The sequence below is a fragment of the Bacillus sp. HNG genome, assembly GCF_003400205.1.
GTDB lineage: Bacteria > Bacillota > Bacilli > Bacillales > Bacillaceae_L > Ferdinandcohnia.
Genome location: NZ_QUQV01000001.1, coordinates 569,552 through 592,035, shown reverse-complemented (window position 1 = coordinate 592,035; position 22,484 = coordinate 569,552). Strand labels below are relative to the sequence as shown.

General features: G+C 36.4%; 26 protein-coding genes. 21 read left to right on the top strand and 5 right to left on the bottom strand.

Going from position 1 to position 22,484, the window contains the following annotated elements:
• Positions 1-65 precede the first annotated feature (65 nt).
• Positions 66-563 (bottom strand): peptidyl-prolyl cis-trans isomerase, encoded by a 498-nt coding sequence (locus DZB84_RS02790; protein WP_116350715.1) that lies wholly within the window; start codon positions 561-563, stop codon positions 66-68.
• A gap of 209 nt (positions 564-772) precedes the next feature.
• Between DZB84_RS02790 and DZB84_RS02785 the strand changes: the two genes are divergently transcribed.
• From DZB84_RS02785 to pyc, 3 genes are all read left to right on the top strand, one after another.
• The gene (locus tag DZB84_RS02785; protein ID WP_116350714.1) at positions 773-1,054 is read left to right on the top strand and encodes an Fpa/YlaN family protein; all 282 of its coding nucleotides are present in this window, start codon (positions 773-775) and stop codon (positions 1,052-1,054) included.
• Between the two features lie 242 nt (positions 1,055-1,296).
• Positions 1,297-2,511, top strand: coding sequence for a putative lipid II flippase FtsW (ftsW, locus tag DZB84_RS02780; RefSeq protein WP_116350713.1), 1,215 nt, complete (start codon positions 1,297-1,299; stop codon positions 2,509-2,511).
• 72 nt (positions 2,512-2,583) lie between these two features.
• Complete coding sequence (gene pyc, locus DZB84_RS02775) at positions 2,584-6,024, top strand: pyruvate carboxylase (protein WP_116350712.1); 3,441 nt, start codon at positions 2,584-2,586, stop codon at positions 6,022-6,024.
• Between the two features lie 86 nt (positions 6,025-6,110).
• Here pyc and DZB84_RS02770 read toward each other — a convergent pair whose 3' ends face one another.
• Entirely contained in the window at positions 6,111-7,088 is a 978-nt protein-coding gene (locus DZB84_RS02770; protein ID WP_116350711.1) for a COX15/CtaA family protein, read from the bottom strand.
• 654 nt (positions 7,089-7,742) lie between these two features.
• On the opposite strand from DZB84_RS02770, the gene cyoE reads away from it, so the two are divergent.
• From cyoE to DZB84_RS02725, 9 genes are all read left to right on the top strand, one after another.
• Complete coding sequence (cyoE, locus tag DZB84_RS02765; protein ID WP_116350710.1) at positions 7,743-8,681, top strand: heme o synthase; 939 nt, start codon at positions 7,743-7,745, stop codon at positions 8,679-8,681.
• Between the two features lie 106 nt (positions 8,682-8,787).
• The gene (gene coxB, locus DZB84_RS02760; RefSeq protein WP_116350709.1) at positions 8,788-9,855 is read left to right on the top strand and encodes a cytochrome c oxidase subunit II; all 1,068 of its coding nucleotides are present in this window, start codon (positions 8,788-8,790) and stop codon (positions 9,853-9,855) included.
• Between the two features lie 25 nt (positions 9,856-9,880).
• Positions 9,881-11,755 (top strand): cytochrome c oxidase subunit I, encoded by a 1,875-nt coding sequence (gene ctaD, locus DZB84_RS02755; protein ID WP_116350708.1) that lies wholly within the window; start codon positions 9,881-9,883, stop codon positions 11,753-11,755.
• On the top strand, positions 11,755-12,375 hold the full coding sequence (locus DZB84_RS02750; RefSeq protein WP_116350707.1) for a cytochrome (ubi)quinol oxidase subunit III: 621 nt from the start codon (positions 11,755-11,757) through the stop codon (positions 12,373-12,375). Before ctaD ends, DZB84_RS02750 begins: the two co-directional genes overlap by 1 nt.
• A gap of 4 nt (positions 12,376-12,379) precedes the next feature.
• Positions 12,380-12,706, top strand: coding sequence for a cytochrome c oxidase subunit IVB (gene ctaF, locus DZB84_RS02745; RefSeq protein WP_116350706.1), 327 nt, complete (start codon positions 12,380-12,382; stop codon positions 12,704-12,706).
• 158 nt (positions 12,707-12,864) lie between these two features.
• Positions 12,865-13,770 carry a cytochrome c oxidase assembly factor CtaG gene (ctaG, locus tag DZB84_RS02740; RefSeq protein WP_116350705.1) on the top strand — a complete coding sequence of 302 codons (906 nt, stop codon included), beginning with the start codon at positions 12,865-12,867 and terminating at the stop codon, positions 13,768-13,770.
• 28 nt (positions 13,771-13,798) lie between these two features.
• Positions 13,799-14,260, top strand: coding sequence for a DUF420 domain-containing protein (locus tag DZB84_RS02735; RefSeq protein ID WP_116350704.1), 462 nt, complete (start codon positions 13,799-13,801; stop codon positions 14,258-14,260).
• A gap of 140 nt (positions 14,261-14,400) precedes the next feature.
• Positions 14,401-14,910: a GNAT family N-acetyltransferase gene (locus DZB84_RS02730; protein ID WP_116350703.1), complete on the top strand. Its 510-nt coding sequence runs from the start codon at positions 14,401-14,403 to the stop codon at positions 14,908-14,910.
• Between the two features lie 112 nt (positions 14,911-15,022).
• Complete coding sequence (locus tag DZB84_RS02725; RefSeq protein ID WP_116350702.1) at positions 15,023-15,385, top strand: Asp23/Gls24 family envelope stress response protein; 363 nt, start codon at positions 15,023-15,025, stop codon at positions 15,383-15,385.
• A 178-nt stretch (positions 15,386-15,563) separates the two neighbouring features.
• Here DZB84_RS02725 and DZB84_RS02720 read toward each other — a convergent pair whose 3' ends face one another.
• Positions 15,564-15,932 carry a YugN family protein gene (locus DZB84_RS02720; RefSeq protein WP_116350701.1) on the bottom strand — a complete coding sequence of 123 codons (369 nt, stop codon included), beginning with the start codon at positions 15,930-15,932 and terminating at the stop codon, positions 15,564-15,566.
• Positions 15,933-16,104: 172 nt separating this feature from the next.
• Here DZB84_RS02720 and safA point away from each other — a divergent pair, with 172 nt between their 5' ends.
• From safA to DZB84_RS02705, 3 genes are all read left to right on the top strand, one after another.
• Positions 16,105-16,722, top strand: a complete 618-nt coding sequence (gene safA, locus DZB84_RS02715; protein WP_116350700.1) for a SafA/ExsA family spore coat assembly protein — start codon at positions 16,105-16,107, stop codon at positions 16,720-16,722.
• A gap of 9 nt (positions 16,723-16,731) precedes the next feature.
• Positions 16,732-17,157 carry a CBS domain-containing protein gene (locus DZB84_RS02710; RefSeq protein WP_116350699.1) on the top strand — a complete coding sequence of 142 codons (426 nt, stop codon included), beginning with the start codon at positions 16,732-16,734 and terminating at the stop codon, positions 17,155-17,157.
• Positions 17,158-17,269: 112 nt separating this feature from the next.
• Positions 17,270-18,334 carry a CAP domain-containing protein gene (locus tag DZB84_RS02705; RefSeq protein ID WP_223254361.1) on the top strand — a complete coding sequence of 355 codons (1,065 nt, stop codon included), beginning with the start codon at positions 17,270-17,272 and terminating at the stop codon, positions 18,332-18,334.
• A 42-nt stretch (positions 18,335-18,376) separates the two neighbouring features.
• On the opposite strand, the gene DZB84_RS02700 is transcribed toward DZB84_RS02705, so the two are convergent.
• Positions 18,377-18,874 (bottom strand): PaaI family thioesterase, encoded by a 498-nt coding sequence (locus DZB84_RS02700; RefSeq protein ID WP_116350698.1) that lies wholly within the window; start codon positions 18,872-18,874, stop codon positions 18,377-18,379.
• Positions 18,875-19,013: 139 nt separating this feature from the next.
• Here DZB84_RS02700 and ylbD point away from each other — a divergent pair, with 139 nt between their 5' ends.
• The 5 genes from ylbD to DZB84_RS02675 all read left to right on the top strand — a co-directional run bounded on the left by ylbD (position 19,014) and on the right by DZB84_RS02675 (position 21,094).
• Positions 19,014-19,403, top strand: a complete 390-nt coding sequence (ylbD, locus tag DZB84_RS02695; protein ID WP_116350697.1) for a YlbD family protein — start codon at positions 19,014-19,016, stop codon at positions 19,401-19,403.
• 18 nt (positions 19,404-19,421) lie between these two features.
• Positions 19,422-19,661 (top strand): YlbE-like family protein, encoded by a 240-nt coding sequence (locus DZB84_RS02690; protein WP_116350696.1) that lies wholly within the window; start codon positions 19,422-19,424, stop codon positions 19,659-19,661.
• A 93-nt stretch (positions 19,662-19,754) separates the two neighbouring features.
• Positions 19,755-20,153, top strand: a complete 399-nt coding sequence (locus tag DZB84_RS02685) for a hypothetical protein (RefSeq protein ID WP_116350695.1) — start codon at positions 19,755-19,757, stop codon at positions 20,151-20,153.
• Between the two features lie 75 nt (positions 20,154-20,228).
• Positions 20,229-20,672 (top strand): YlbF/YmcA family competence regulator, encoded by a 444-nt coding sequence (locus DZB84_RS02680; protein WP_116350694.1) that lies wholly within the window; start codon positions 20,229-20,231, stop codon positions 20,670-20,672.
• A 146-nt stretch (positions 20,673-20,818) separates the two neighbouring features.
• Entirely contained in the window at positions 20,819-21,094 is a 276-nt protein-coding gene (locus DZB84_RS02675; RefSeq protein ID WP_116350693.1) for a YlbG family protein, read from the top strand.
• Between the two features lie 44 nt (positions 21,095-21,138).
• Here the strand turns inward: DZB84_RS02675 and DZB84_RS02670 are convergent, their stop codons facing one another.
• Positions 21,139-21,528: a DUF7147 family protein gene (locus tag DZB84_RS02670; RefSeq protein WP_116350692.1), complete on the bottom strand. Its 390-nt coding sequence runs from the start codon at positions 21,526-21,528 to the stop codon at positions 21,139-21,141.
• Positions 21,529-21,926: 398 nt separating this feature from the next.
• Here DZB84_RS02670 and rsmD point away from each other — a divergent pair, with 398 nt between their 5' ends.
• The gene (rsmD, locus tag DZB84_RS02665; RefSeq protein WP_116350691.1) at positions 21,927-22,484 is read left to right on the top strand and encodes a 16S rRNA (guanine(966)-N(2))-methyltransferase RsmD; all 558 of its coding nucleotides are present in this window, start codon (positions 21,927-21,929) and stop codon (positions 22,482-22,484) included.

The window sequence follows — 22,484 nt, the reverse complement described above, 5'->3', positions numbered from 1 at the left end:
TCATTAAAGATAATAAAGCCTGTCACTATCCGTTAAGAGGGTTAGTGACAGGCTCTATTCCCATGTTATTCAATGATAAAACTTGTAATATTCTTTATTGGGTTTTCACGATTTGATCCATCTCCAAAATAAAAATGGACAGGTCCGTCTTCACGTAAAGGCTTACCTTCTTTTGAAAAGCCAAGAACAGCATTATATGCTTCGCTAAGTGGAACAATTGTTTCTTGATCATTTTGTACGATTTTTAATGTAGTAGCATCTTCAAAGGGTTCTGCATTTTTAATAAAATCCGTAAAAGGGATCCCAAATGTACCAGTTAATACTTTTTCCTTTAAAAACTTTTTCTCTGTTTTTAAAGTAGGAGGGTAAATCGCACCTTCCGTAATTTCTCGATCCCAATGCTTGGAAACTGATTTTGTGTATTCGCTTAAATCTTGCTCGACGATTTGATCAGACTCGAAATATGTAAGTAAATCCACTCTACGATCATCAAAAATCCACACACTTGGGTCAAGTGTAATTTTATACTTTGTCTTTCCTTCAATTAAAATAATTGAGTTCATCGATGCATCAATCCTTTCATTCATATTATAGTGCTTTTGAAACGTAATAGGAAGTATAAGCTCATTAATTGTCTGAATTAACGCTATTTGTTAATGAAATCGATTTTAAAGAATAATAGTCTTATCTATTTATTCTTGCAATTTTATTGTATACAGGTTAATATTTATAGATAGGATTAGGTATCGCTTCTGAACGGAGGGGTTATAAATTGACTTCAGAGATTTCGATCAATCATCGTGAAAAAGCATTGTCTTTACTACAAGCAGATGCTGAAAAAATATTAAAACTTATTAAAGTTCAAATGGATAATTTAACCATGCCTCAATGTCCACTTTATGAAGAAGTACTTGATACGCAAATGTTCGGATTATCCAGGGAAATAGATTTTGCAGTACGATTAGGATTAATAGAGGGGCTTGAAGGAAAAGAGCTCATCTCAAAACTTGAGCGTGAATTATCCGTTCTTCATGAAGCTTCAACTCGAAAATAGGTAACCTATAGATAAATCAACTCAAATTATCCGTTCTAATGGATAATTTGAGTTTTTTTATAAGAAGGGTTTACAGCATTTCTTTTTTACAGTAATTTTATAAAAAAGGTTTTCACGTTGTAGATAATACTAAACACCTTAATTGGTGTAAGATTAGAAGAAAAATGCAGGATTTTTACGATATAAACCGAAAAAATATAGTACAATAAATAATTATATCCTGTATTTAGAGGAAGATGCCAATGCTTAAGAAAATTTTAAAATCATATGATTATACCCTAGTAGTTGCTGTGTTTCTTTTATGTTCCTTTGGACTCGTCATGGTCTATAGTGCAAGCATGGTCATTGCCTCAGCCCCAAAGTTTGGAGAAAACCCATCCTTCTTCTTTGATAGACAGAAAGTGGCTTTACTCGCTGGTACAGCTGCATTTTTTGTTACCATGATCTTACCTTATAAAATATATGCATCTAAAAAAATTCTTCTCACTATTGTTCTAGGTTCAGTCGCAATGCTTTTATTAGTATTTGTTGTAGGTCATACAGCAAATAACGCTCAAAGTTGGATTATGGTAGGGGCAAGGGGAATTCAGCCTTCTGAGTTTACTAAACTTAGTGTTATCATCTATCTTGCTGCCGTTTATTCGAAGAAACAGGCGTATATTAACCAATTTGGAATAGCAGTTATGCCACCTATCATTTTTACCCTTTTTATATGTATGACAGTAGCGATACAACCTGATTTTGGAACAGCCTTTATTATTGGGTTAATTGCATTGACCATTATTTTATGTTCAGGTATGGGGATTAAAAGCCTCGGTAAACTTATCTTTCTGGGCTTTGTTACAGCGGTACTTTTATCACCGTTACTATACATCTTATCAGGTGGGATCCTATCTGAGGGACGTATGGGGCGTTTTTTAGGATTTATGAATCCTTTTGAAGATGAAAAGAATGGCTACCAATTAGTAAACTCCTATATAGCTTTAGGTGCTGGTGGATGGAAAGGTCTAGGTTTAGGACAAAGTATTCAAAAGTTTAATTACCTTCCAGAAGCCCATACAGATTTCATTATGGCAATAATTGCTGAAGAATTAGGTTTATTTGGAGTCTTATTTGTATTATTATTGTTAGCATATATTGTTTTACGAGGATTCCAAATTGCAAGAAAATGTACAGACCCTTTTGGAAGTTTGCTAGCGATTGGTATTTCCTCCATGATCGCCATTCAAACTTTTATTAATCTAGGAGGATTAACGGGGTTAATTCCAATCACTGGGGTTACCTTGCCATTTATTAGCTATGGAGGTTCATCTCTATTGTTATTAATGGCCTCTATGGGAATTCTAATAAATGTTTCAATGTTTACAAATTACCAATCTATGTATCTCACAAAAGAAAAACAACCGCAAAGCCAACCGGCTCGTTCTTTTCAAAAAAACTATGTCTCTTATAGATAAAAATATCTATATGTTGATGATAAAATGTATTATACTTTTTAAATTATATGATTTTTTAGAAGGAGGATTTATATGGACAAGCGCATCAAGAAGGTACTAGTTGCCAATCGTGGTGAAATCGCGATACGTGTTTTTAGGGCATGTACGGAATTAAATATTCGTACAGTTGCTGTCTATTCCAAGGAAGATGCAGGCTCTTATCATCGTTATAAAGCAGATGAGGCTTATTTAGTTGGTGAAGGAAAAAAACCAATAGATGCCTATTTGGATATTGAAGGAATTATTGAGATTGCAAAAGAAAATGACGTAGATGCCATTCATCCAGGTTATGGATTTTTATCTGAGAATATTGATTTTGCTAGAAGATGTGAAGAAGAGAATATTATTTTCATCGGTCCTAATACTGGACATCTTGATATGTTTGGTGACAAGGTAAAAGCAAGACACCAAGCAGAAAAAGCAGGTATCCCAGTTATTCCTGGTAGTGATGGGCCACTAAAAAGCTTAGAAGAGGCAGTGCGTTTTGGCGAAGAATACGGGTATCCTGTAATCATCAAAGCATCACTTGGTGGTGGTGGACGCGGAATGCGTATTGTTCGTAATAAGGCGGGGATTAAAGAATCGTACGAACGTGCTAAATCAGAAGCTAAGGCTGCATTTGGTAGTGATGAAGTATATATTGAAAAGCTAATTGAAAATCCAAAACATATTGAAGTCCAAATTATTGGTGATAGTCATGGAAATATCGTTCATCTCTATGAGCGTGATTGCTCTGTTCAACGACGTCATCAAAAAGTGGTCGAAGTAGCACCAAGTGTTTCTTTATCTGAACAATTACGTCAAGATATTTGTGATGCTGCGGTAAAATTAATGAAGAATGTACAGTATGTGAATGCCGGAACTGTTGAATTCCTCGTAGCCAATGATGAATTCTACTTTATCGAAGTAAACCCACGTGTACAGGTTGAACATACGATCACAGAAATGATTACAGGTATAGATATCGTTCAAACACAAATCCAGGTTGCTGAGGGTCATTCATTACACAGTAATGAAATCGGTATCCCAGCACAGGAAGATATTAAAACACATGGGTATGCCATTCAATCCCGTGTAACAACAGAGGATCCATTAAATAATTTCATGCCAGATACAGGTAGAATTAGCGCATATCGAAGTGGTGGCGGATTTGGTGTTCGTCTAGACGCAGGAAACGGATTCCAAGGCGCAGTGATAACACCATATTATGATTCATTATTAGTGAAACTATCTACACAAGCATTAACCTTTGAACATGCTGCATCAAAAATGGTCAGAAACTTGAAGGAATTCAGAATCCGCGGAATTAAAACAAACATTCCGTTCCTGGAAAACGTTGTAAAACACGACAAGTTCTTATCTGGTGAATATGATACTTCTTTTATTGATTCATCACCTGAGTTGTTTATTTTTCCTAAACCAAAGGACCGTGGTACAAAGATGCTTTCCTATATTGGAACAGTAACAATCAACGGTTTCCCTGGTGTTGAAAAGAAAAGAAAGCCAGTATTTGATAAACCATTCTTACCAAAAGTAAGACATGATGAACCGGTTCCATCTGGAACAAAACAAATTTTAGATGAACATGGTCCAGAAGGGGTAGTGAATTGGGTAAAGGAACAAAAACAAGTTCTTTTTACGGATACAACATTCCGTGATGCTCACCAATCACTACTGGCAACAAGAATTAGAACGAATGATATTAAACAAATTGCAGATCCAACCGCAAGATTATTACCAGAGTTATTCTCACTAGAGATGTGGGGGGGAGCAACATTTGATGTAGCTTACCGTTTCTTAAATGAGGATCCTTGGGAGCGCCTTGAAACATTAAGAAAGCAAGCTCCAAATATTTTATTCCAAATGCTACTCCGTGCCTCAAACGCAGTTGGATATAAAAACTACCCTGATAATCTGATCCGTGAGTTTGTGAAAGAATCAGCTCAGTCTGGAATCGATGTATTCCGTATCTTTGACAGTCTCAACTGGGTGAATGGGATGACACTAGCGATTGATTCTGTTCGTAACAACGGAAAAATAGCTGAAGCGGCCATTTGTTATACAGGTGATATTAGTGATCCAACACGAACAAAGTATGATTTGAAATATTATAAAGACCTAGCAAAAGAACTAGAGCAATCTGGTGCTCATATTCTGGGAATCAAGGATATGGCAGGTTTACTAAAGCCTCAAGCAGCATATGCGTTAATTTCAGAATTGAAAGAGACAGTTTCAATTCCAATTCACTTACACACACATGATACAAGTGGAAACGGGTTATTCACTTATGCTAAAGCGATTGAAGCAGGTGTAGACATTGTTGACGTAGCGGCAAGCTCGATGGCAGGTTTAACATCTCAACCAAGTGCAAACTCATTATTATATGCATTGGAAGGTTCTGAAAGAAAACCAGAGCTTTCTGTAAAAGCATATGAGGAGATTGCACGATACTGGGAAGGTGTACGCAAATATTATCAAGATTTTGAAAGTGGTATGAATGCACCACATACTGAGGTTTATCAACATGAAATGCCAGGTGGACAATATAGTAATCTTCAGCAACAGGCTAAGGGAGTTGGCCTTGGCACAAGATGGGAAGAGGTTAAAGAAATGTATCGTCGTGTAAATGATATGTTCGGCGATATAGTAAAGGTAACACCGTCTTCAAAAGTTGTCGGTGATATGGCATTATACATGGTTCAAAACAACCTAACGGAAGATGATATTTACGAAAGAGGAGAAACTCTTGACTTCCCTGATTCTGTAGTGGAGTTATTTGAAGGATATTTAGGTCAACCACATGGTGGATTCCCTAAAGAACTTCAACGGATTATTTTAAAGGGACGCGAGCCGATTACCGTTCGTCCAGGTGAATTACTAGAGTCTGTAGACTTCAGTGATGTAAAAGATACCTTAACTCACAGTCTAAATCGTGATGTAACGAATAAAGATTTGGTTTCTTATGCGTTATATCCGAAGGTATTCATGGACTACCAAAAAACGTTTGAGCAATTTGGTAACATTTCAATGTTAGATACACCAACGTTCCTTTACGGAATGAGACTTGGTGAGGAAATTGAAGTAGAGATTGAACAAGGAAAGACATTAATTGTTAAACTTGTTTCAGTTGGTCAAGCACAGCCAGATGGTACAAGAATTGTCTATTTTGAATTGAATGGACAGCCTCGTGAAGTTATCGTTAAGGATACGAATATTAAATCAACTGTTGTTGCGAAGCTAAAAGCAGATCGTGATAACGAAAACCATATTGGCGCTACAATGCCAGGTACAGTGATTAAAGTATTAGTAGAAAAAGGCGATAAAGTAAATAAAGGGGACCATCTCATGATTACAGAAGCAATGAAGATGGAAACAACTGTTCAAGCCCCATTCACGGGTGTAGTTAAGGATATTCACGTAGCAAATGGTGAAGCGATCCAAACGGGTGACCTTTTACTAGAACTTACAAAATAAATCACTTTGAGCCCCGAAGGTTATTACTTTGGGGCTCTTTTATGCAAAAAAATAACCCGAGGAAAAGCTCCCTCGGGTTTACTATCTTATTGAATTGGGACTGTTCGATTTGAACTAATTGGTTCCTCATTTGGATTTTGCGCTTCTGTCTTTAATGCCATTTCATTTCTATTACTTCTTGATGATAATAAAATAAAGTAACTAAAAACTCCGAATAGGCAAGCGATAAATAAAGCGTGTGCAAGTGCAATATAAAGATTTAGGTCAGATAAAACAACAATTGCCCCCGATATAACTTGCAACGAAATGAAGCCTAATGCAATCATCCATCCGTGATAAAGAACCTTTTCGTGCTTATAATGCTTATAAATACGAACAAAAAGCATCAATACCCATATAAATAATATGCCTGCCAATAGTCTGTGTCCCATTTGAATCCATTCATGCAATTGAGTTGGAAGACCAATATTATTATATGTACATACTGGCCAATCAGGGCAAGCTAGGGAAGCCCCAACATGTCGAACCAATGCGCCTGTATAAACAACAACTAAACTATAAATGGTTATTGCGTAAAACTGTGTTCGTAGTTTTTTGTCTATTACTAGAGAATCGGCATCAAACTTCTTATCCACTTCAAAAATTAGCAAAGTCAATAACAAAACTGATGCAAAGGAGATAAGCGAAATTCCGAAATGAAGCGCTAGGACGAGATCAGATTGTCCCCACATAACTGCAGCTGCACCAATCAGTCCTTGTAAAACTAAGAAAAAGAATGATATAAAAGCTAAAAACTTTGTTTCTCTAATATGACCGATTGCCTTCCAAGACCAGATCGATAGTGCTAGAACTAAAATCCCAACAACTCCAGAAACAACCCTATGACTTAGTTCAATAACTAGTTCAAAAGTTATCTCATCAGGAATTAATTGTCCGTGACAAAGGGGCCATGAATCTCCACATCCAGCACCTGATTCAGTTTTTGTTACTAGTGCACCACCGATTAACACAAATAGCATACCGATCGTAGTTAGAACCGATAACCATTTTAATGAACGGCTCAAAAAATCACCTTCTTACATATTAAAACGTTATTTCTATTATCCAGTTTAAATTTCTCGATATTCATCTTATCTAAATAATAGATAAAATTCAAAGAAACGCTCTTCTCGATATTACACAATTTACGAATTGTTTACAACCCACATGAATTTGAAAAAAATTTATTATTGTAGTAAAAAAGGTTGAATATTATGAAGGAGTTTGCTAGAAATAGATAGGAGGGGAAAATTAATTTTCGACAAGTTCCTTAAAACAAAGGTTTAACACTATTATTATAGTGCTAATAGTATTTATATAGCGGTTTTGTTGTCTAGGGAAGGTCACAAAAAAGTCATAAATTCTTAACGAAATGTTCACAAAAAATATAAAAAATGTGATTTAATATACAGAAAGGATAGTTTTTAATATAATTTATAATATCTACAGTATAATAACCTTGTTAAGATAAATATTCTATTCATTTTACATACCCCTAAACCCGAAAACGCTTTATTTATATGATTGCGTTTTTTAAGGCTGAAATTGGTAAAAAAAGAATTTCCAAACGAAGTTTACTTTTTAATATATATAAAATGAGGTAGATCAGGTTGCTGTATGCAAGCGATATATTGTCATGTATCGAAATGTATGTATGAAGATTATAAGGAGGCTTCTCGATGACGACGACAAGGTCTGTACTTGGTACAGATGAAAAAATAAAAAATGAAGACATTCGTGAACAGGAAAATGTAACGACTGCCTATAAAGATTTCCTGGCATTAATTAAAATTGGAATTGTAAATTCCAATCTAATAACTGCCTTTACTGGTGTTTGGCTGGCCTTATTTTTTACAGGAAAAAGTTTCTTGCAGGAAATAGACATTGTGCTGTATACGCTTATAGGTTCAGCGCTGGTAATTGCGGGTTCCTGTGTTGTGAATAACTACTATGATCGAGATATTGATCACGTAATGGAACGTACTAAAGTACGTCCAACTGTAACTGGTAGAATTAATCCGAAACATGTTTTAGGATTGGGAATAATACTCATACTAATAGGAACTGGATTTCTACTTCTAACTACAGTTACAGCTGCTGTAATTGGTTTAATTGGAGTTTTCTCCTATATATATTTATATACAATTTGGTCAAAGCGAAGATATACAATTAATACCGTAATCGGAAGTATATCCGGGGCTGTACCTCCACTTATTGGTTGGGCAGCGATTGACCCAGAATTACACGTAATCGCGTGGCTCTTATTTTTGATTATGTTTATCTGGCAACCCCCTCACTTTTTAGCATTAGCAATGAGGCGGGTTGAAGAATACCGAGCAGCAGGAATTCCAATGCTGCCAGTTGTTCACGGGTTTGCAATGACTAAGAGACAAATCATGATTTGGGTTCTTTGCTTGCTGCCACTTCCTTTCTATATGTTTTCTTTAGGAGCTCTATTTGTTACAATCGCTACTCTCCTAAATATCGGATGGCTAGTCCTTGGTTTTAGGGGATATAAAAAGAAGGATGATATCAAATGGGCAAAACAAATGTTTGTTTACTCGCTTAACTATTTAACGATTATGTTTGTAACAATGATTATCGTGACATTAGTATAAGTGGGTTTCAAAATATACATAATTCTTCTATTCAAGTAGGGGGATTTAATATCTTTTTCATAAAGATAGTAGCAAAATATTATTGAAAGAGGGGTTTGATTAAGCTATGAAAAAATGGCTACCAAAAGTGCGCTTATTTACACTGTTTAGTTTCATGGCGCTGCTGTTAGCGGGGTGTGGGGAACCATTCGTATCTGCACTAACTCCGGCAGGGGAAGTTGCAAAAATGCAATACGATTTAATGATTCTCGCAACATCAATCATGGTAATCGTAATTGCAATTGTTACAATTATCTTTATTATTGCCTTAGTCAAGTTTAGACGCACAAAAGTTGGTGAGGACAAGATACCAAAGCAAGTTGAAGGAAATCACACCTTAGAAATCATTTGGACTACTATTCCAATTCTTTTGCTTCTGATTCTTGCAATTCCAACAGTATCGGCTACATTTAAATTAGCTGATGTAAAAGCAATGGAACAAGATAAAGATGCGGTTGTTGTCAATGTTACTGCAAATTTATATTGGTGGGAATTTGAGTACCCTGGTCAGGGTGTTGTAACTGCGCAGGAGCTAGTTGTTCCTATGGATGAAAAAGTCTATTTTAACCTTATAGCTGCAGATGTTAAGCACTCATTCTGGATTCCAGCAGCTGGTGGGAAAATGGACACGAACACAGATAACGTAAACAAATTCTGGTTAGAGTTTGACTCAGCAAGTACTGAAAAAGCAGGTGGCTTACTATATGGTAAATGTGCTGAACTTTGTGGTCCTTCACATGCTTTAATGGATTTTAAAGTAAAGCCAGTTCCACGAGCTGAATTTGATCAGTGGATGGACAAAATGGTAGCTGCTAAAGACGCTGAACATGTACCAGCAAACGATGTTGCAAAAGCCGGTGAAGAATTATTCACTTCTAATGGCTGTATTTCATGTCACGCAATCAATCCTGGTGAAAAGCGTCCGACTGCACCAAGCTTAGCTAATTTCGGTGAGCGCTCAAGTATCGCTGGTAAATTAGAATTTAATAAAGATAATTTAAAGGATTGGTTGAAGGATCCTGAATCAATTAAGCCAGGTAACAATATGACTGGAACTTATGACAATAAAGGTTTATCTGACCAAGACTTGGATGCTTTAGCTGAATATCTAATGGGACTTAAAATCGAAGAGTAAGATTAAGGAATAAGGAGGTCACATTGTGAGTACTTTAACTCAGAAAAAAGGGTTTGGTGCTGTTTTATGGGATTATCTAACTACTGTTGACCATAAAAAGATTGCTAAACTTTATATAATGGCTGGTGGCTTTTTCTTCCTACTTGGTGGAATCGAAGCCCTCATTATCAGGATTCAGCTTGCTATACCTGATAATAACTTTGTAAGTGCTGGCTTTTTTAATGAAATTTTAACGATGCATGGTACAACCATGATTTTCTTGGCAGCCATGCCGCTATTACTTGGATTTATGAATGCCGTCATGCCACTTCAAATTGGTGCACGTGACGTTGCATTCCCATTTGTAAATGCTTTAGGTTTCTGGTTATTCTTCTTCGGAGGAGTATTCTTAAACTTAAGTTGGTTTATGGGTGGTGCACCTGATGCAGGTTGGACTTCTTATGCATCACTTGCATTACACTCAGAAGGTCATGGTATTGATTTCTATGTACTAGGTCTTCAAATTTCGGGTATAGGTACTTTAATTGGTGGTATTAACTTTTTAGCGACTATCATCACAATGAGAGCACCTGGTATGACGTATATGCGTATGCCATTATTCACATGGACTACGTTTGTAGCATCAGCATTAATTCTATTTGCATTCCCTCCATTAACTGTGGGGCTATTATTAATGATGTTTGACCGTATCTTTGGTACAGCATTCTTCGTTCCATCAATGGGCGGAAACACAATCATTTGGGAGCACTTATTCTGGATTTTCGGTCACCCAGAAGTGTACATCTTAATTCTCCCAGCGTTCGGTATTTTCTCTGAGATCTTTGCTACATTCTCAAGAAAAAGATTGTTCGGATACTCTTCAATGGTATTCGCAACTGTATTAATTGGTTTCTTAGGATTCATGGTGTGGGCTCACCACATGTTTACAACAGGTTTAGGACCAATTGCGAACTCTATTTTCGCGGTTGCTACAATGGCAATTGCCGTGCCAACTGGTATTAAAATCTTTAACTGGCTCTTCACAATGTGGGGCGGGTCCATGAAATTTACTACACCTATGTTATATGCAGTTGCATTTATTCCATCTTTCATCATGGGTGGGGTAACTGGTGTTATGTTAGGTTCTGCTCCAGCAGACTATCAGTATCACGATTCGTATTTCGTAGTTGCTCACTTCCACTACGTTATCGTCGGTGGGGTTGTATTAGCGGTATTTGCAGCAACTCACTACTGGTGGCCAAAAATGTTTGGTAAAATTTTAAACGAAACTCTAGGAAAAGTTACTTTCTGGTTATTCCTAATTGGTTTCCATTTAACATTCTTTATTCAGCACTTCCTTGGTCTAATGGGAATGCCACGTCGTGTGTTCACATTCTTACCAAACCATGGTTGGGAACTTGGAAATTTAATCAGTTCAATTGGTGCTGCATTCATGGCGGCAGGGGTACTAGTTCTTCTTTATAACGTTGTAATTACATCTATTAAAGGAGAAAAAGTTTCTGGAGATGCATGGGGAGATGGCCGTACACTTGAATGGGCAATTTCATCACCACCACCAGAATATAACTTTAAGCAATTGCCTTTAGTTCGTGGCTTAGATGCGTTTTGGGTAGAAAAAATGCAAGGCAAAAAAGAAATGACTCCTGCAGAACCACTTGGAGACATTCATATGCCAAATAGTTCTTTCTTACCTTTCATGATTTCTTTAGGATTATTTGTTGCTGCATTTGGTTTCTTGCACCATCCAGATGGTGTAAGTTGGTCAGTTCCAGTGATGATCATTGGAGGAATCATTACTTTCGGTTCCATGTTCTTACGTTCAATCATTGATGATCATGGATACCATATTCACAAAGCAGAATTAATGGATGATGATGACAAGAAAGGGGTTGAGGCATAATGCACGTGGAAGAAAAATTAACAGCTGAAACATTTCCTGCAGAGCCTGAAAAAGCGACCCTAGAAGGAAAAAATAAATTTATTGGTTTTTGGCTCTTTCTTGGAGGCGAAACAGTATTATTCGCTTCCCTTTTTGCAACATACTTAGCATTAAACAAAAGCAATGGTACAGGTCCATCATCACAGGATTTGTTCGAAATACCACTTGCTTTTGCAATGACGATGATCCTGTTAACTAGTTCATTAACTAGCGTGTACGCAATGTACCATATGAAGAATTTCAATTTCAAGAAAATGCAACTTTGGTTAGGTCTAACTGTACTACTTGGTGCTTCTTTCTTAGGATTAGAAATCTATGAGTTTCAACATTATGTACATTTAGGACATACAATTACAGGAAGTGCATTTGGATCTGCATTCTATTTATTAGTTGGAACGCACGGTGCTCACGTACTATTTGGATTATGCTGGGCTCTTACACTTATGATTCGAAATGGTAACCGTGGTTTAGATTTATATAATGCACCTAAGTTTTATGTCTTTAGCCTTTACTGGCATTTTATTGACGTAGTATGGGTGTTCATCTTTACTGTTGTATATCTAATGGGAATGGTGGGATAAACACATGGCAAATAATTCGAATAACACTAATGTTGATTTAGCCTATCGTAGAAGAAAAAGTGCGGAAGAAATGAAACATCATGTTATTTCTTTTGCTCTCATGATTTTTCTTACTATCATTGCCTTTATTGCAGTTGGATCTGAACAATTTTCACCTTGGTTTGTAGTACCATTTATTTTACTTCTAGCTGTAATTCAGGTTATCTTACAATTGTATTACTTCATGCACATGAATCATAAAGGACATGAAGCACCAAAAATGTTCATGTTTTCAGGAGTATTAATTGCTGCTGTAACAGTTCTATGCTTTATGACAATCATTTGGTGGTAAGTGTCAGAAAAAGTCGGTGTAAAAGCCGGCTTTTTTTCAATTTCTTATATTTTTTTTTTAGACAAGAAATGTTCATAATTGGTTTGTTTGCATGGCTATTTCCCTAAGAGTATAATTAATAGTATATGTACATTGACTATATTACTAAAAGGGGTGAGATGGAGATGTCTATAGATATCTTTGGTTTTCGGGCATTATGGAGTCCCTATTTTTTCGCTTCACTATTAATCATAACGATTTTATACTTTATGATTGTTGGTCCATGGAGACATCGATTTGCTCATTCTGAACCTACATCGTTTAAAACGAAAATATTATTTGTCATAGGGATGATCTTACTTTATGTATGTAAAGGAAGTCCGATTGATTTATTAGGTCACATGACCATGACCGCTCATATGACACAAATGGCGATTCTTTATTTAATCGTACCTACATTTTTCATTTTAGGTGTCCCAAATTGGTTATGGAGAAAGTTTATAAATCTCAAGGTAATAAAACCAATTTTCAAATTTCTTACAAAGCCTTTAATTGCTTTAGTTCTGTTTAACGGTTCATTTTCTATGTATCATATTCCACTCGTATTTGACTATGTGAAAACTGGTGTATTTATACATGCTGCAACAACTGTTTTTATTTTTATTGCTGCCTTCTTTATGTGGTGGCCATTAATCAATAAATTAGAAGAGTGGAACACTTTGAGTGGCCTCAAAAAAGTTGGGTATATCTTTGCAGATGGTATGTTATTAACACCTGCATGTGCGCTCATCATTTTTGCAGATACAGCTATGTATTCAACATATACGGATTTTGGGTCATGGATGACTGCACTTGCACTTTGTGTCCCAGAATCTATGTTATCTAGTATTAACCTTACAGGTCCAGAGATGTTTAACTTTATGCCACCGCTTGAAGACCAACGTACTGGCGGTGTCATTATGAAGATTATTCAAGAGTTCGTATATGCGATTCTGCTAGGTAAGGTATTCTTTGAATGGGTTCGTAAAGAACGTGAAGAAGAAAAATTACTAGATGAGCAATTACTTAAACCACAAACAAATTAACAAAGAGAAACTGTGAGAGAGGTTAAACATGAATTTACCGATTCTGCCTACGATTAGCACCACTTTTATCATTTTAAGTGCAGTAACTGTTGCCATCGGTTGGTATTTAATAAAACAGAAAAAAATTGAAGCACATAAAAAAGCGATGACGACTGCTGCGATTTTTGCTTTAATTTTCTTCATTATTTATATGTCAAGAACGGTTTTTATCGGAAATACATCATTTGGTGGTCCTGACGATGTGAAAATGTACTACACGATTTTCTTAATCTTTCATATCTTCCTTGCAACCACTGGTGCGATATTTGGAGTCATTACCTTATATCTTGGCTATAAAAATAAAATTGCAAAGCATCGTAAGCTTGGTCCGATTACAAGCATCATTTGGTTCTTTACAGCCATAACGGGTGTAGCAGTATACTTCTTATTGTATGTTTTTTATGAGGGTGGAGAAACAACGTCCATGTTAAAAGCAATATTAGGCTTTTAACGAACTACAAATAGGATTGTTTGTAATATGTATAAGGTGTTCTAGAATACAATATTCTAGAGCACCTTTTTATTTTGTAATTCGTTTCACATAATTAACACCTTAGCCATTTTCATTTTCGTTAGAGGGGAGTGTTAAGGATGATTGAAATCTTTACAGAAAACTTATTATTGGTTCCATGTTCGTTGGATATCGCCAAATCGTTAGTATTTCATCGCAAAGAACTTGAAAAACGATCACCTATAACGATTCCACAAAATTGGCCATCTCCATTAATGACAGGTATTCTTCCGTTTTATATAGAAAAGCTCGAGAAGGATGAGAGTCATTATGGATGGGGATTATGGCTAATCATTAATTACGCTGATAAACGGATCATTGGCGATATTTATCTTCATGGCAAACCTGATAAGAAAGGGAATGTCCAATTGACGTATACGATGAATCGTGATTATCAGAAGACGAGTTTAACTTATGAAGCAGTTGATGCTTTAATTGATTGGTTAGTTACTCAAGCCGATGCGAAAAAGGTATTAATGGAATGTAGTGATAGTAATTATCAATCCATCCGGTTGTTTGAAAAGCTTGGGATGAGATGTACGAAGAAGGATGGTAGATTTTTAACTTGGGAGCTTCGTAAGGTCATTTAATAAAACCGATTATGATAAAAGAATTTTTCTAGACTAGTGCCCAATTCAGTCCTTCTTGCATATGGTAGGAGTAATCTTTGTGGCTTTGAAAATGTGAAGGAGTGTGGTTGGGGTGGTTCGTAAATCATTGGAAAATGGTTCCCTATATATTAAGAATGATGTGCTGGCAATGATTGCATCCATATGTGCGGAGGAAACAGAAGGGGTAACGATTGTTTCTGGCTTTAAGGATGGGGTTACCGGCATCCTTAATCGAAATTTCCATAAAAACGGGATTACGGTTATTGAAGAAGAGGAAGGGATTGCCCTTGAAGTAAAGATTGCCATTGAATACGGCTTAGAAATTAAAAGGACCTGTGAACGATTACAACAAGCAATCTTACATGAGATAAAAAGTATGACTGACATTAGTGTTTCAAGTCTAACTATTAAAGTAGAAGGCCTTACAAATTCAAAAGTACTTGTGACAACCTAACCAAAAAGGAACAGCATTGGCTGTTCCTTTTTGTGTTGTTGTGTAGCTCCAGCACCTAGACCCTCGAGGAGGCTTCACCCCTCCTGCCGGTGGCGAAAGCCTCCTCGTCGGGGTTCCAGCGATTGTCTGACTTGCACAGGGTGTGCTGACGTCTACGTTTGCCACAGGACGTGGCAGTTTATGCGTTTACAACTGCATCGATTTCTTCTTTTACTTTTGCAAGGATGCGGTTGCATTGTTCAACTAGTGAATTAGGGAAGTTTTCATCTTCACCATATTCAACTCCATGTGGGTAATAGTACTTACCAACAAATGGAGTAAGTAGTTTAATGACTGCATCTTTTGCATTTTCTTCGATAATTCCTTCAACCGCATAACCTTGAACGCGAAGGTAGTAAATATCACCTTTAATTTCAAACTTACGGTCGTATGTAATTCTTTCATAATCCCACTGACCTGCGAGAATAAATCCTTGTGATCTCATTATGTCAGTTAATCTTGGTAATTCGATTGTAACGTTCTCAATCCCCGTTTTTTCAAATCTCATATAATAAATCCCTCCAAAAACCGTCAAGCAACGATTTATATGTTCTCAGTATAATAATAGTACGAAAAGATACAAGTTGCAACGTTTGACATTAATATGTCACGAAAAATAAAAAATATTTTGGTGAAATTTTTCTGTTTTGGTCAAACTAACATCGAAAGGAGGGACGAGATTGAAAAAAATACTTTTTATTGTATTGAGTTTATTGTTTGTTTTAAGTCATCCATTTATAGCTAATGGACAAGGTACAACTACATACACCGTACAACGAGGTGATTCTCTTTGGAAAATTGCCGTACGCTATCAGGTTGGTTTGTCGGAAATTATTTCTGCAAACCCGCAGTTTAAAAACCCAAACCTGATCTATCCAGGTCAGAAAGTTACAATTCCAATCATAGAAAATGTCAAAAGTATTGAAAATCAGGTTATATCACTAACCAATCAACAACGTGCAAAATATGGTTTACCTGCATTAAAAACTGATTGGGAACTGTCACGCGTAGCACGCTATAAATCCGTAGATATGAGAGATCGAAACTATTTTGAACATACGTCACCAACATATGGTTCACCATTTACGATGATGCGAAACTTTGGTATTTCATATCGTACAGCTGCAGAAAATATTGCTGCTGGACAAAGAACACCACAAGAAGTGGTAAATGCATGGATGAACAGCCCTGGACACCGTGCGAATATCCTGAAGAAGGACGTTACCCATATCGGTGTTGGGTATGCAGAAGGTGGTTCAAAGCGACATTACTGGACACAAATGTTTATTGGGAAATAGGAGGTTACAATGGATTCTGTTCGCGACGTAATGAGTACTGATGTTGAATATTGTACGCCCCTTGATAATGTTTATGAAGTAGCCGTTAAAATGAAGGATTTAGATGTTGGTGCGATTCCAATTTTGGAAGATAAAAAATTAATTGGAATGATCACTGACCGTGATTTAGTGGTTCGAGGATATGCGGAAAAAAGATCGGGATCAAATAAAGTGACAAATGTGATGAGTGATGACTTAATTACATGTACACCAGATACTTCTCTTGAGGAAGCATCCCAGCTGATGTCGAAACATCAAATTAGACGCTTACCTGTTGTAGAAAATGACCAATTAGTTGGAATGTTATCACTAGGTGATTTATCGACGAATGAAACATCTGATAATTTGGCAGGAGAAGCTTTAAGTGATATTTCCGAACAAGACCAACTTCATTAAAAACAGGCACCAGATGGGTGCCTGTTTATTTTTTTCAAAAACGCATAACTCTAGCAAATTTAAATATACATAGTAGAAATACCATTAATGTTAGGAAGTGGTTAGTCTGAAAGTGGCAAGGATTGCAGTAACCATCTTACTATTAGTCTCTAGCTTTTATTATATTTCTATTAATCACGGAAGAACCGAACTCGTGAATGGTGTTGAACATACAGCAACCAAATTAAAACATTCGAGCACAACCAAGCAAAATATTCCTCTTCAAAAAGAAATTCACCAATACAATGGGCCGATCTCGTTCATTGGAATGGATAGTACGCAAATCAAAGAAAAATTAGGGGAACCCCAACGAATTGATCGCTCTTCCTATGACTATGACTGGTGGGTGTATAATACAAATCCACAAAATTATATCCAAGTGGGAATTGAAAATGGCAGAGTTGTCTCCGTATTTGGAACGGGCAATGATGTTCTGGTTGAGCCCTTTGCAATCGGACAACCGGTAGCGGAAATCCGTTCAAAAGGGTTAATAAAGCCTAAAATTTCATTAAACGTTGATAAAAACCCTTATCGGTTTGAGTTAACTGATAAGGAAATGAAAGCAAGACCATTAATTGCGATGGGAAATGTCTATATTCAACTATACGTGGATACATTTACGGACAAAATATCAAGTATTCGTTTTTTAGACGGGAGAACTTTAATCAAACTTCGACCCTATGAATTAGCCTACCGAGGAGAATTACTTTCAGCTAAAGAGGTCACCCCGGCAAAGTGGCAAGAAATTGAACAGGGCACTAAAGCCCAAATCCTGGATATTACAAATGTCATCCGTTTAAGACATGGAATACAACCATTAAAAAGCGACGAACAATTAGCAGATGTCGCGTATTTACATAGTAAAGATATGCGAGTCAATCAATATTTTGACCATATTTCCCCAACAAAAGGTGGTCTTGCAGACAGACTTGCGGAGGGAGAGATAAGTTTTCAATTGGCAGGAGAAAATATTGCAGCAAAATATGTGGACGGAATTGCTGCTGTAGAAGGCTGGCTAAATAGCGAAGGTCATCGAGAAACCCTGTTAAACGAAGAATACAATTACCTAGGAGTAGGGGTGTACGAAAAATACTACACGCAAAACTTTATTCAAGCCTGGGACGAAGAAGACCAGTAAGAGAACCTGACATGGTTTTGCTTACTGGTTTTTTATATCGCGTTATTTTTTTATTGGTCTGTCAATAATAAAGAAACTTCCGGTTGCATGTGCGATTAATTTTCCGTCTTCACGGTATACCCTTCCTTCAGTTACACAAATTTTCGTTCCTTTATGGATCATGTGTGCAACACAACGTAATTCTTTTCCGATTCCTGGTGCAAGATAATTTATTTTCATTTCGGTTGTAACAGCGGCTTTTTCTTGAGGGAGGAAATGGTGTACAAGTGAGCCCATTGCAGAATCAAGTAAAGTGGCAGTGATACCGCCATGGACAATTTGTAATGGATTTTGAATAAGTTCCGTATTGGGAATAATAATTTCATAGGTTTCGTCATCGGTAATACGTCGATTTGTTTGCATTAACGCGCCAATATAGGAGCCATTTTCTTTTGTTTGTTTACGAATCACCGCATCGATTACTTGCTCCATTGCTTGTTTTTCTTTTTCATCTGCCTCTAGGAAAAATGTTTGTAATTTATGTAGAATGCGATCTTCCATTAACATTACCTCAAATCCATAATATTTTTATTATTCTTATTTTATCAATTTACCTATCATTTTGGCAATTTGGGCGAACCATTCAATTTAATAAAGATAAACTATAGTAGGCAATTGTATGAATATCGAGGTGATTTAAATGGGGAGTAAGCTTCATCCATCCGTTCAGGAATTTAAAGCCTTCGTCAAAAAACATCCTTTACTGGTACAGGAAGTGAGAAAAGGAACACTTAAATGGCAGGAAGTATACGAAGACTGGTATATACTCGGTGAGGAAGATGAGAAGTGGAATAAGTTTAAAGATAAAGACAGTAAAAAAGAAGAAAGTGGAAAAGGCGATTTTATTGGTAAAATTTTTTCAACTATTAAAAATGCAGATATGGATAATATCCAGGAGACAATCACAAATGTAGGGGAAGCCATTTCAACCATTCAAGCCGTTATTCACCAGTTTCGTGGTAACGAAAATCAACAGCAACTGAACACTACCCAAAAGCATCATCATCCTTTTGCTTTTCGCAAAGATTAGGTGAGAAGGGAGTTTAGGATGCGACAAGACACATATGAATACATCAATTCAAAAAAACATTTACACGCGTTTGTCCGTCAAAATCCAGTTTGGTACCGTAAATTAACGAGAAATCCAAGAGATTTTCAAGTCTTGGAAAATGAGGCAAAGGCTTATTTCAAACAAACCATTCCACATAAAGTTCAAAAAATAAACCAGTCCTTAGAGATGGCCTCATTTATGCTACAGATGTATCAAGGGATGCGACAAAGTGATTAAGTAAGGAGCCACCTTTAGAAGGGCTCCTTCTTTTAATGCTCAAGGATATTTGAATAATTAAAGGAAAAACTAGGAAAAAAGGAGTTGAAGAATGTGTACATATATATTTTGCTTTTTTCTTTTCTATGCTCCCCGATTCAAATATATGAAAAGTCTGTTGCGGACGCGATTATTCACCCTACCAGTTTTAGCAATACAAGTGAGTTAGAAATTGAGCGAACCATTCAAGTCAAGCATCAGGTTAGAGGGAATGATGTATATCTAGAATGCTTGATTCCGAATTTTACATTCAAACAAAGTGGTGGTCAGAAAAGGGATGGAGAGGGTCATCTGAATGTCATTATTGATGGGAAGAGAATAGAAAAAATATCGACAGCAGCCTTTATTATTAAAGGGCTGTCTAGAGGAGAACATACATTAGCGATTCAAGTTGTACATAATGACTTAACTACATATCCTCTTGAGCGTACGATTCATGTTCAAATACATTAACTTTTATAAGCATGTGTTATTACAGAGATGCGATTCGTAAAAATTCGTGGTATAGTGATTGTGGAGGTGTTAATTTTGATTGCTACAATTGAAAAAATTGAAATCCTTGACGAGGCTCAAGAAATTTCATTAATGATTCTACATTCAGAACTTGCAGAGGAATACCGAAGCTGTTTATATATGTTACAACAAGATAGAGAAGCACAAAAGTTAATCGCTGATTTTCAGAGGATGAAGGAAAAATATGAAGAGGTTCAACGATTTGGGAAATACCATCCTGATTTTCGAACCGTTTCAAAAGAGACGAGGGAACTAAAAAGAAAACTCGATCTTCACGAATCTATTGCTAATTTTAAAACAGCAGAGGATAATTTACAAAAGGTCCTTGATGAAATTAGTGTGCTACTAGGTGGAGCTGTATCAAAGCATATTAAAGTCCCAACGGGGAATCCTTATTTTGATTCCATTTCGAGCTGCGGTGGTGGCTGTGGAAGTGGTGGGGCTTGCGGTTGTAAGTGATGCTATTCCAAAAGGAATAGCTGATGTTCATGTTATTTTCAGAAAAAGGTAAGTTTTCTACTTTATTTCATATTGTAAAATTTTAACTTGTTATGCTACACTATTTAATAATCTAATGTAATCTATTGAAATAAGGAGAAAACACGATGATTGGACAACGCCAAGGAATTATCGTTTGGCTACATTCGCTCAAACATTCCAAAATGCTGCGTAAATTTGGAAATATTCATTATGTATCAAAACGACTTAAATACGTGGTCCTATATAACGATATGGAAAATACGGATTCAATCGTAGAAAAATTAAACGCTCTTGCCTTTGTAAAAAAGGTAGAGCCGTCCTATAAACCATTTTTAAAGATTGAATTTGAGAATAAAAAACCAGATCGTGCAAAGGAATACGACTATAAAATTGGTTTATAAAAAAGCTTATCAAAGGCATCTTGCTTTTGATAAGCTTTTTTTTCTTATTTCATTGGCGGAATGTAACGATTCATTCGTAAAATTCCGATTAAATGCTGATAATAGAGCTCTTTTTCATGAAACATCGTAGAAGGCTTTACATCAAGTGTGATGATTTGCAAATCAAGTTCTTTCGCTACCTCTGCAATTAGCGTGTAACGTTGATTTGGTTTCACATTAGGATTAGGAATGCCTTCTCTACAAATATAGATTGCTTGAAAATCCCCAGGATTCGTCGGTTGAAATGCGGCTGCCAAAGAGCTAACCTGTTTATCCTGGATCGTTGTATGAAATGCAAATAGCTTCGAAACTCTGTGTCTATTTCCTCTTACTAGCTCAACGAGTTCATAAATATCAGAAAATCCTTCACCAATCTCAATAAAACGTTGTATCATCCTAAATTCCCCTCAAATTCATATTTTCCATGTCTACTTTAACACGAATAGGTAACAAATAAAAACAAAAAAACCCTGCAAGTCTACCTGCAGGGTCCTTCCATTCCATGTTTTCTTACCGTTCACATGGAAGAAGGCAAAGGGAGAGGAGAAACCGGAGGAAGAACTTATGGGGAAACGTAAGTCTTCTCCGCGGTTGGCAACAACATCCTCGAATGATGTTGTTATTACTAATTATGACCAATTGAAAATTGTGTATACATCATGTGACATATTTTTATTATCCGAGAAAAATTTTTATTAAACATAAGACCTACAATTTTTCGTAATTCATTAACAAACGTTTAGGTTTATGGTAGGATAATCTTATTCAATTTACATAGACAGTGGTGATAGCAGTGAGAGTCGTATCCGGGTCGAAGAAAGGTATTCACTTGAAAGCGGTACCAGGGGTGTCTACTAGACCAACTACAGACAAAGTGAAGGAAGCCATCTTTAATATTATCGGTCCATATTTTGATGGAGGGAATGGACTTGATTTATTTGGAGGAAGCGGAGGACTTGGAATTGAGGCCTTAAGCCGTGGAATTGATAAGGTCATCTTTGTTGACCGTGATCAAAAAGCAATTCAAACGATTAAAGGAAATTTAGAGACATGTCGACTTGTTGAACATGCAGAAGTATATCGAAACGAAGCGTTTCGAGCATTAAAGGCTATTGTAAAACGGGATATCAAATTTGATTTAATCCTATTAGACCCACCATATAAGCAACAAAAATTAACTGAGTTACTCGAAGAAATAAGCAAACATCAGTTGTTAACAAAACACGGTTATATTGTTGCAGAACATGGATCGGATGTTTCGTTAGAGTCATCCATTGGTAACCTTCGTTTAGTTCGTCATGAAGTGTATGGAATCATTGGGGTATCTATATATAGACATGAAGAAGAATAG

Excerpts from the sequence above, each read along its gene's own strand:
- ylbD (WP_116350697.1), top strand. The coding sequence starts at position 19,014 with ATGGGGAGTAAGCTTCATCCATCCGTTCAGGAATTTAAAGCCTTCGTC.
- DZB84_RS02675 (WP_116350693.1), top strand. The coding sequence starts at position 20,819 with ATGATTGGACAACGCCAAGGAATTATCGTTTGGCTACATTCGCTCAAA.
- ctaF (WP_116350706.1), top strand. The coding sequence starts at position 12,380 with ATGGCAAATAATTCGAATAACACTAATGTTGATTTAGCCTATCGTAGA.
- DZB84_RS02710 (WP_116350699.1), top strand. The coding sequence starts at position 16,732 with ATGGATTCTGTTCGCGACGTAATGAGTACTGATGTTGAATATTGTACG.
- ftsW (WP_116350713.1), top strand. The coding sequence starts at position 1,297 with ATGCTTAAGAAAATTTTAAAATCATATGATTATACCCTAGTAGTTGCT.
- DZB84_RS02750 (WP_116350707.1), top strand. The coding sequence starts at position 11,755 with ATGCACGTGGAAGAAAAATTAACAGCTGAAACATTTCCTGCAGAGCCT.
- coxB (WP_116350709.1), top strand. The coding sequence starts at position 8,788 with ATGAAAAAATGGCTACCAAAAGTGCGCTTATTTACACTGTTTAGTTTC.
- DZB84_RS02735 (WP_116350704.1), top strand. The coding sequence starts at position 13,799 with ATGAATTTACCGATTCTGCCTACGATTAGCACCACTTTTATCATTTTA.
- pyc (WP_116350712.1), top strand. The coding sequence starts at position 2,584 with ATGGACAAGCGCATCAAGAAGGTACTAGTTGCCAATCGTGGTGAAATC.
- cyoE (WP_116350710.1), top strand. The coding sequence starts at position 7,743 with ATGACGACGACAAGGTCTGTACTTGGTACAGATGAAAAAATAAAAAAT.
- DZB84_RS02790 (WP_116350715.1), bottom strand. The coding sequence starts at position 563 with ATGAACTCAATTATTTTAATTGAAGGAAAGACAAAGTATAAAATTACA.
- DZB84_RS02700 (WP_116350698.1), bottom strand. The coding sequence starts at position 18,874 with ATGGAAGATCGCATTCTACATAAATTACAAACATTTTTCCTAGAGGCA.
- DZB84_RS02690 (WP_116350696.1), top strand. The coding sequence starts at position 19,422 with ATGCGACAAGACACATATGAATACATCAATTCAAAAAAACATTTACAC.
- ctaG (WP_116350705.1), top strand. The coding sequence starts at position 12,865 with ATGGAGATGTCTATAGATATCTTTGGTTTTCGGGCATTATGGAGTCCC.
- DZB84_RS02730 (WP_116350703.1), top strand. The coding sequence starts at position 14,401 with ATGATTGAAATCTTTACAGAAAACTTATTATTGGTTCCATGTTCGTTG.
- DZB84_RS02720 (WP_116350701.1), bottom strand. The coding sequence starts at position 15,932 with ATGAGATTTGAAAAAACGGGGATTGAGAACGTTACAATCGAATTACCA.
- DZB84_RS02670 (WP_116350692.1), bottom strand. The coding sequence starts at position 21,528 with ATGATACAACGTTTTATTGAGATTGGTGAAGGATTTTCTGATATTTAT.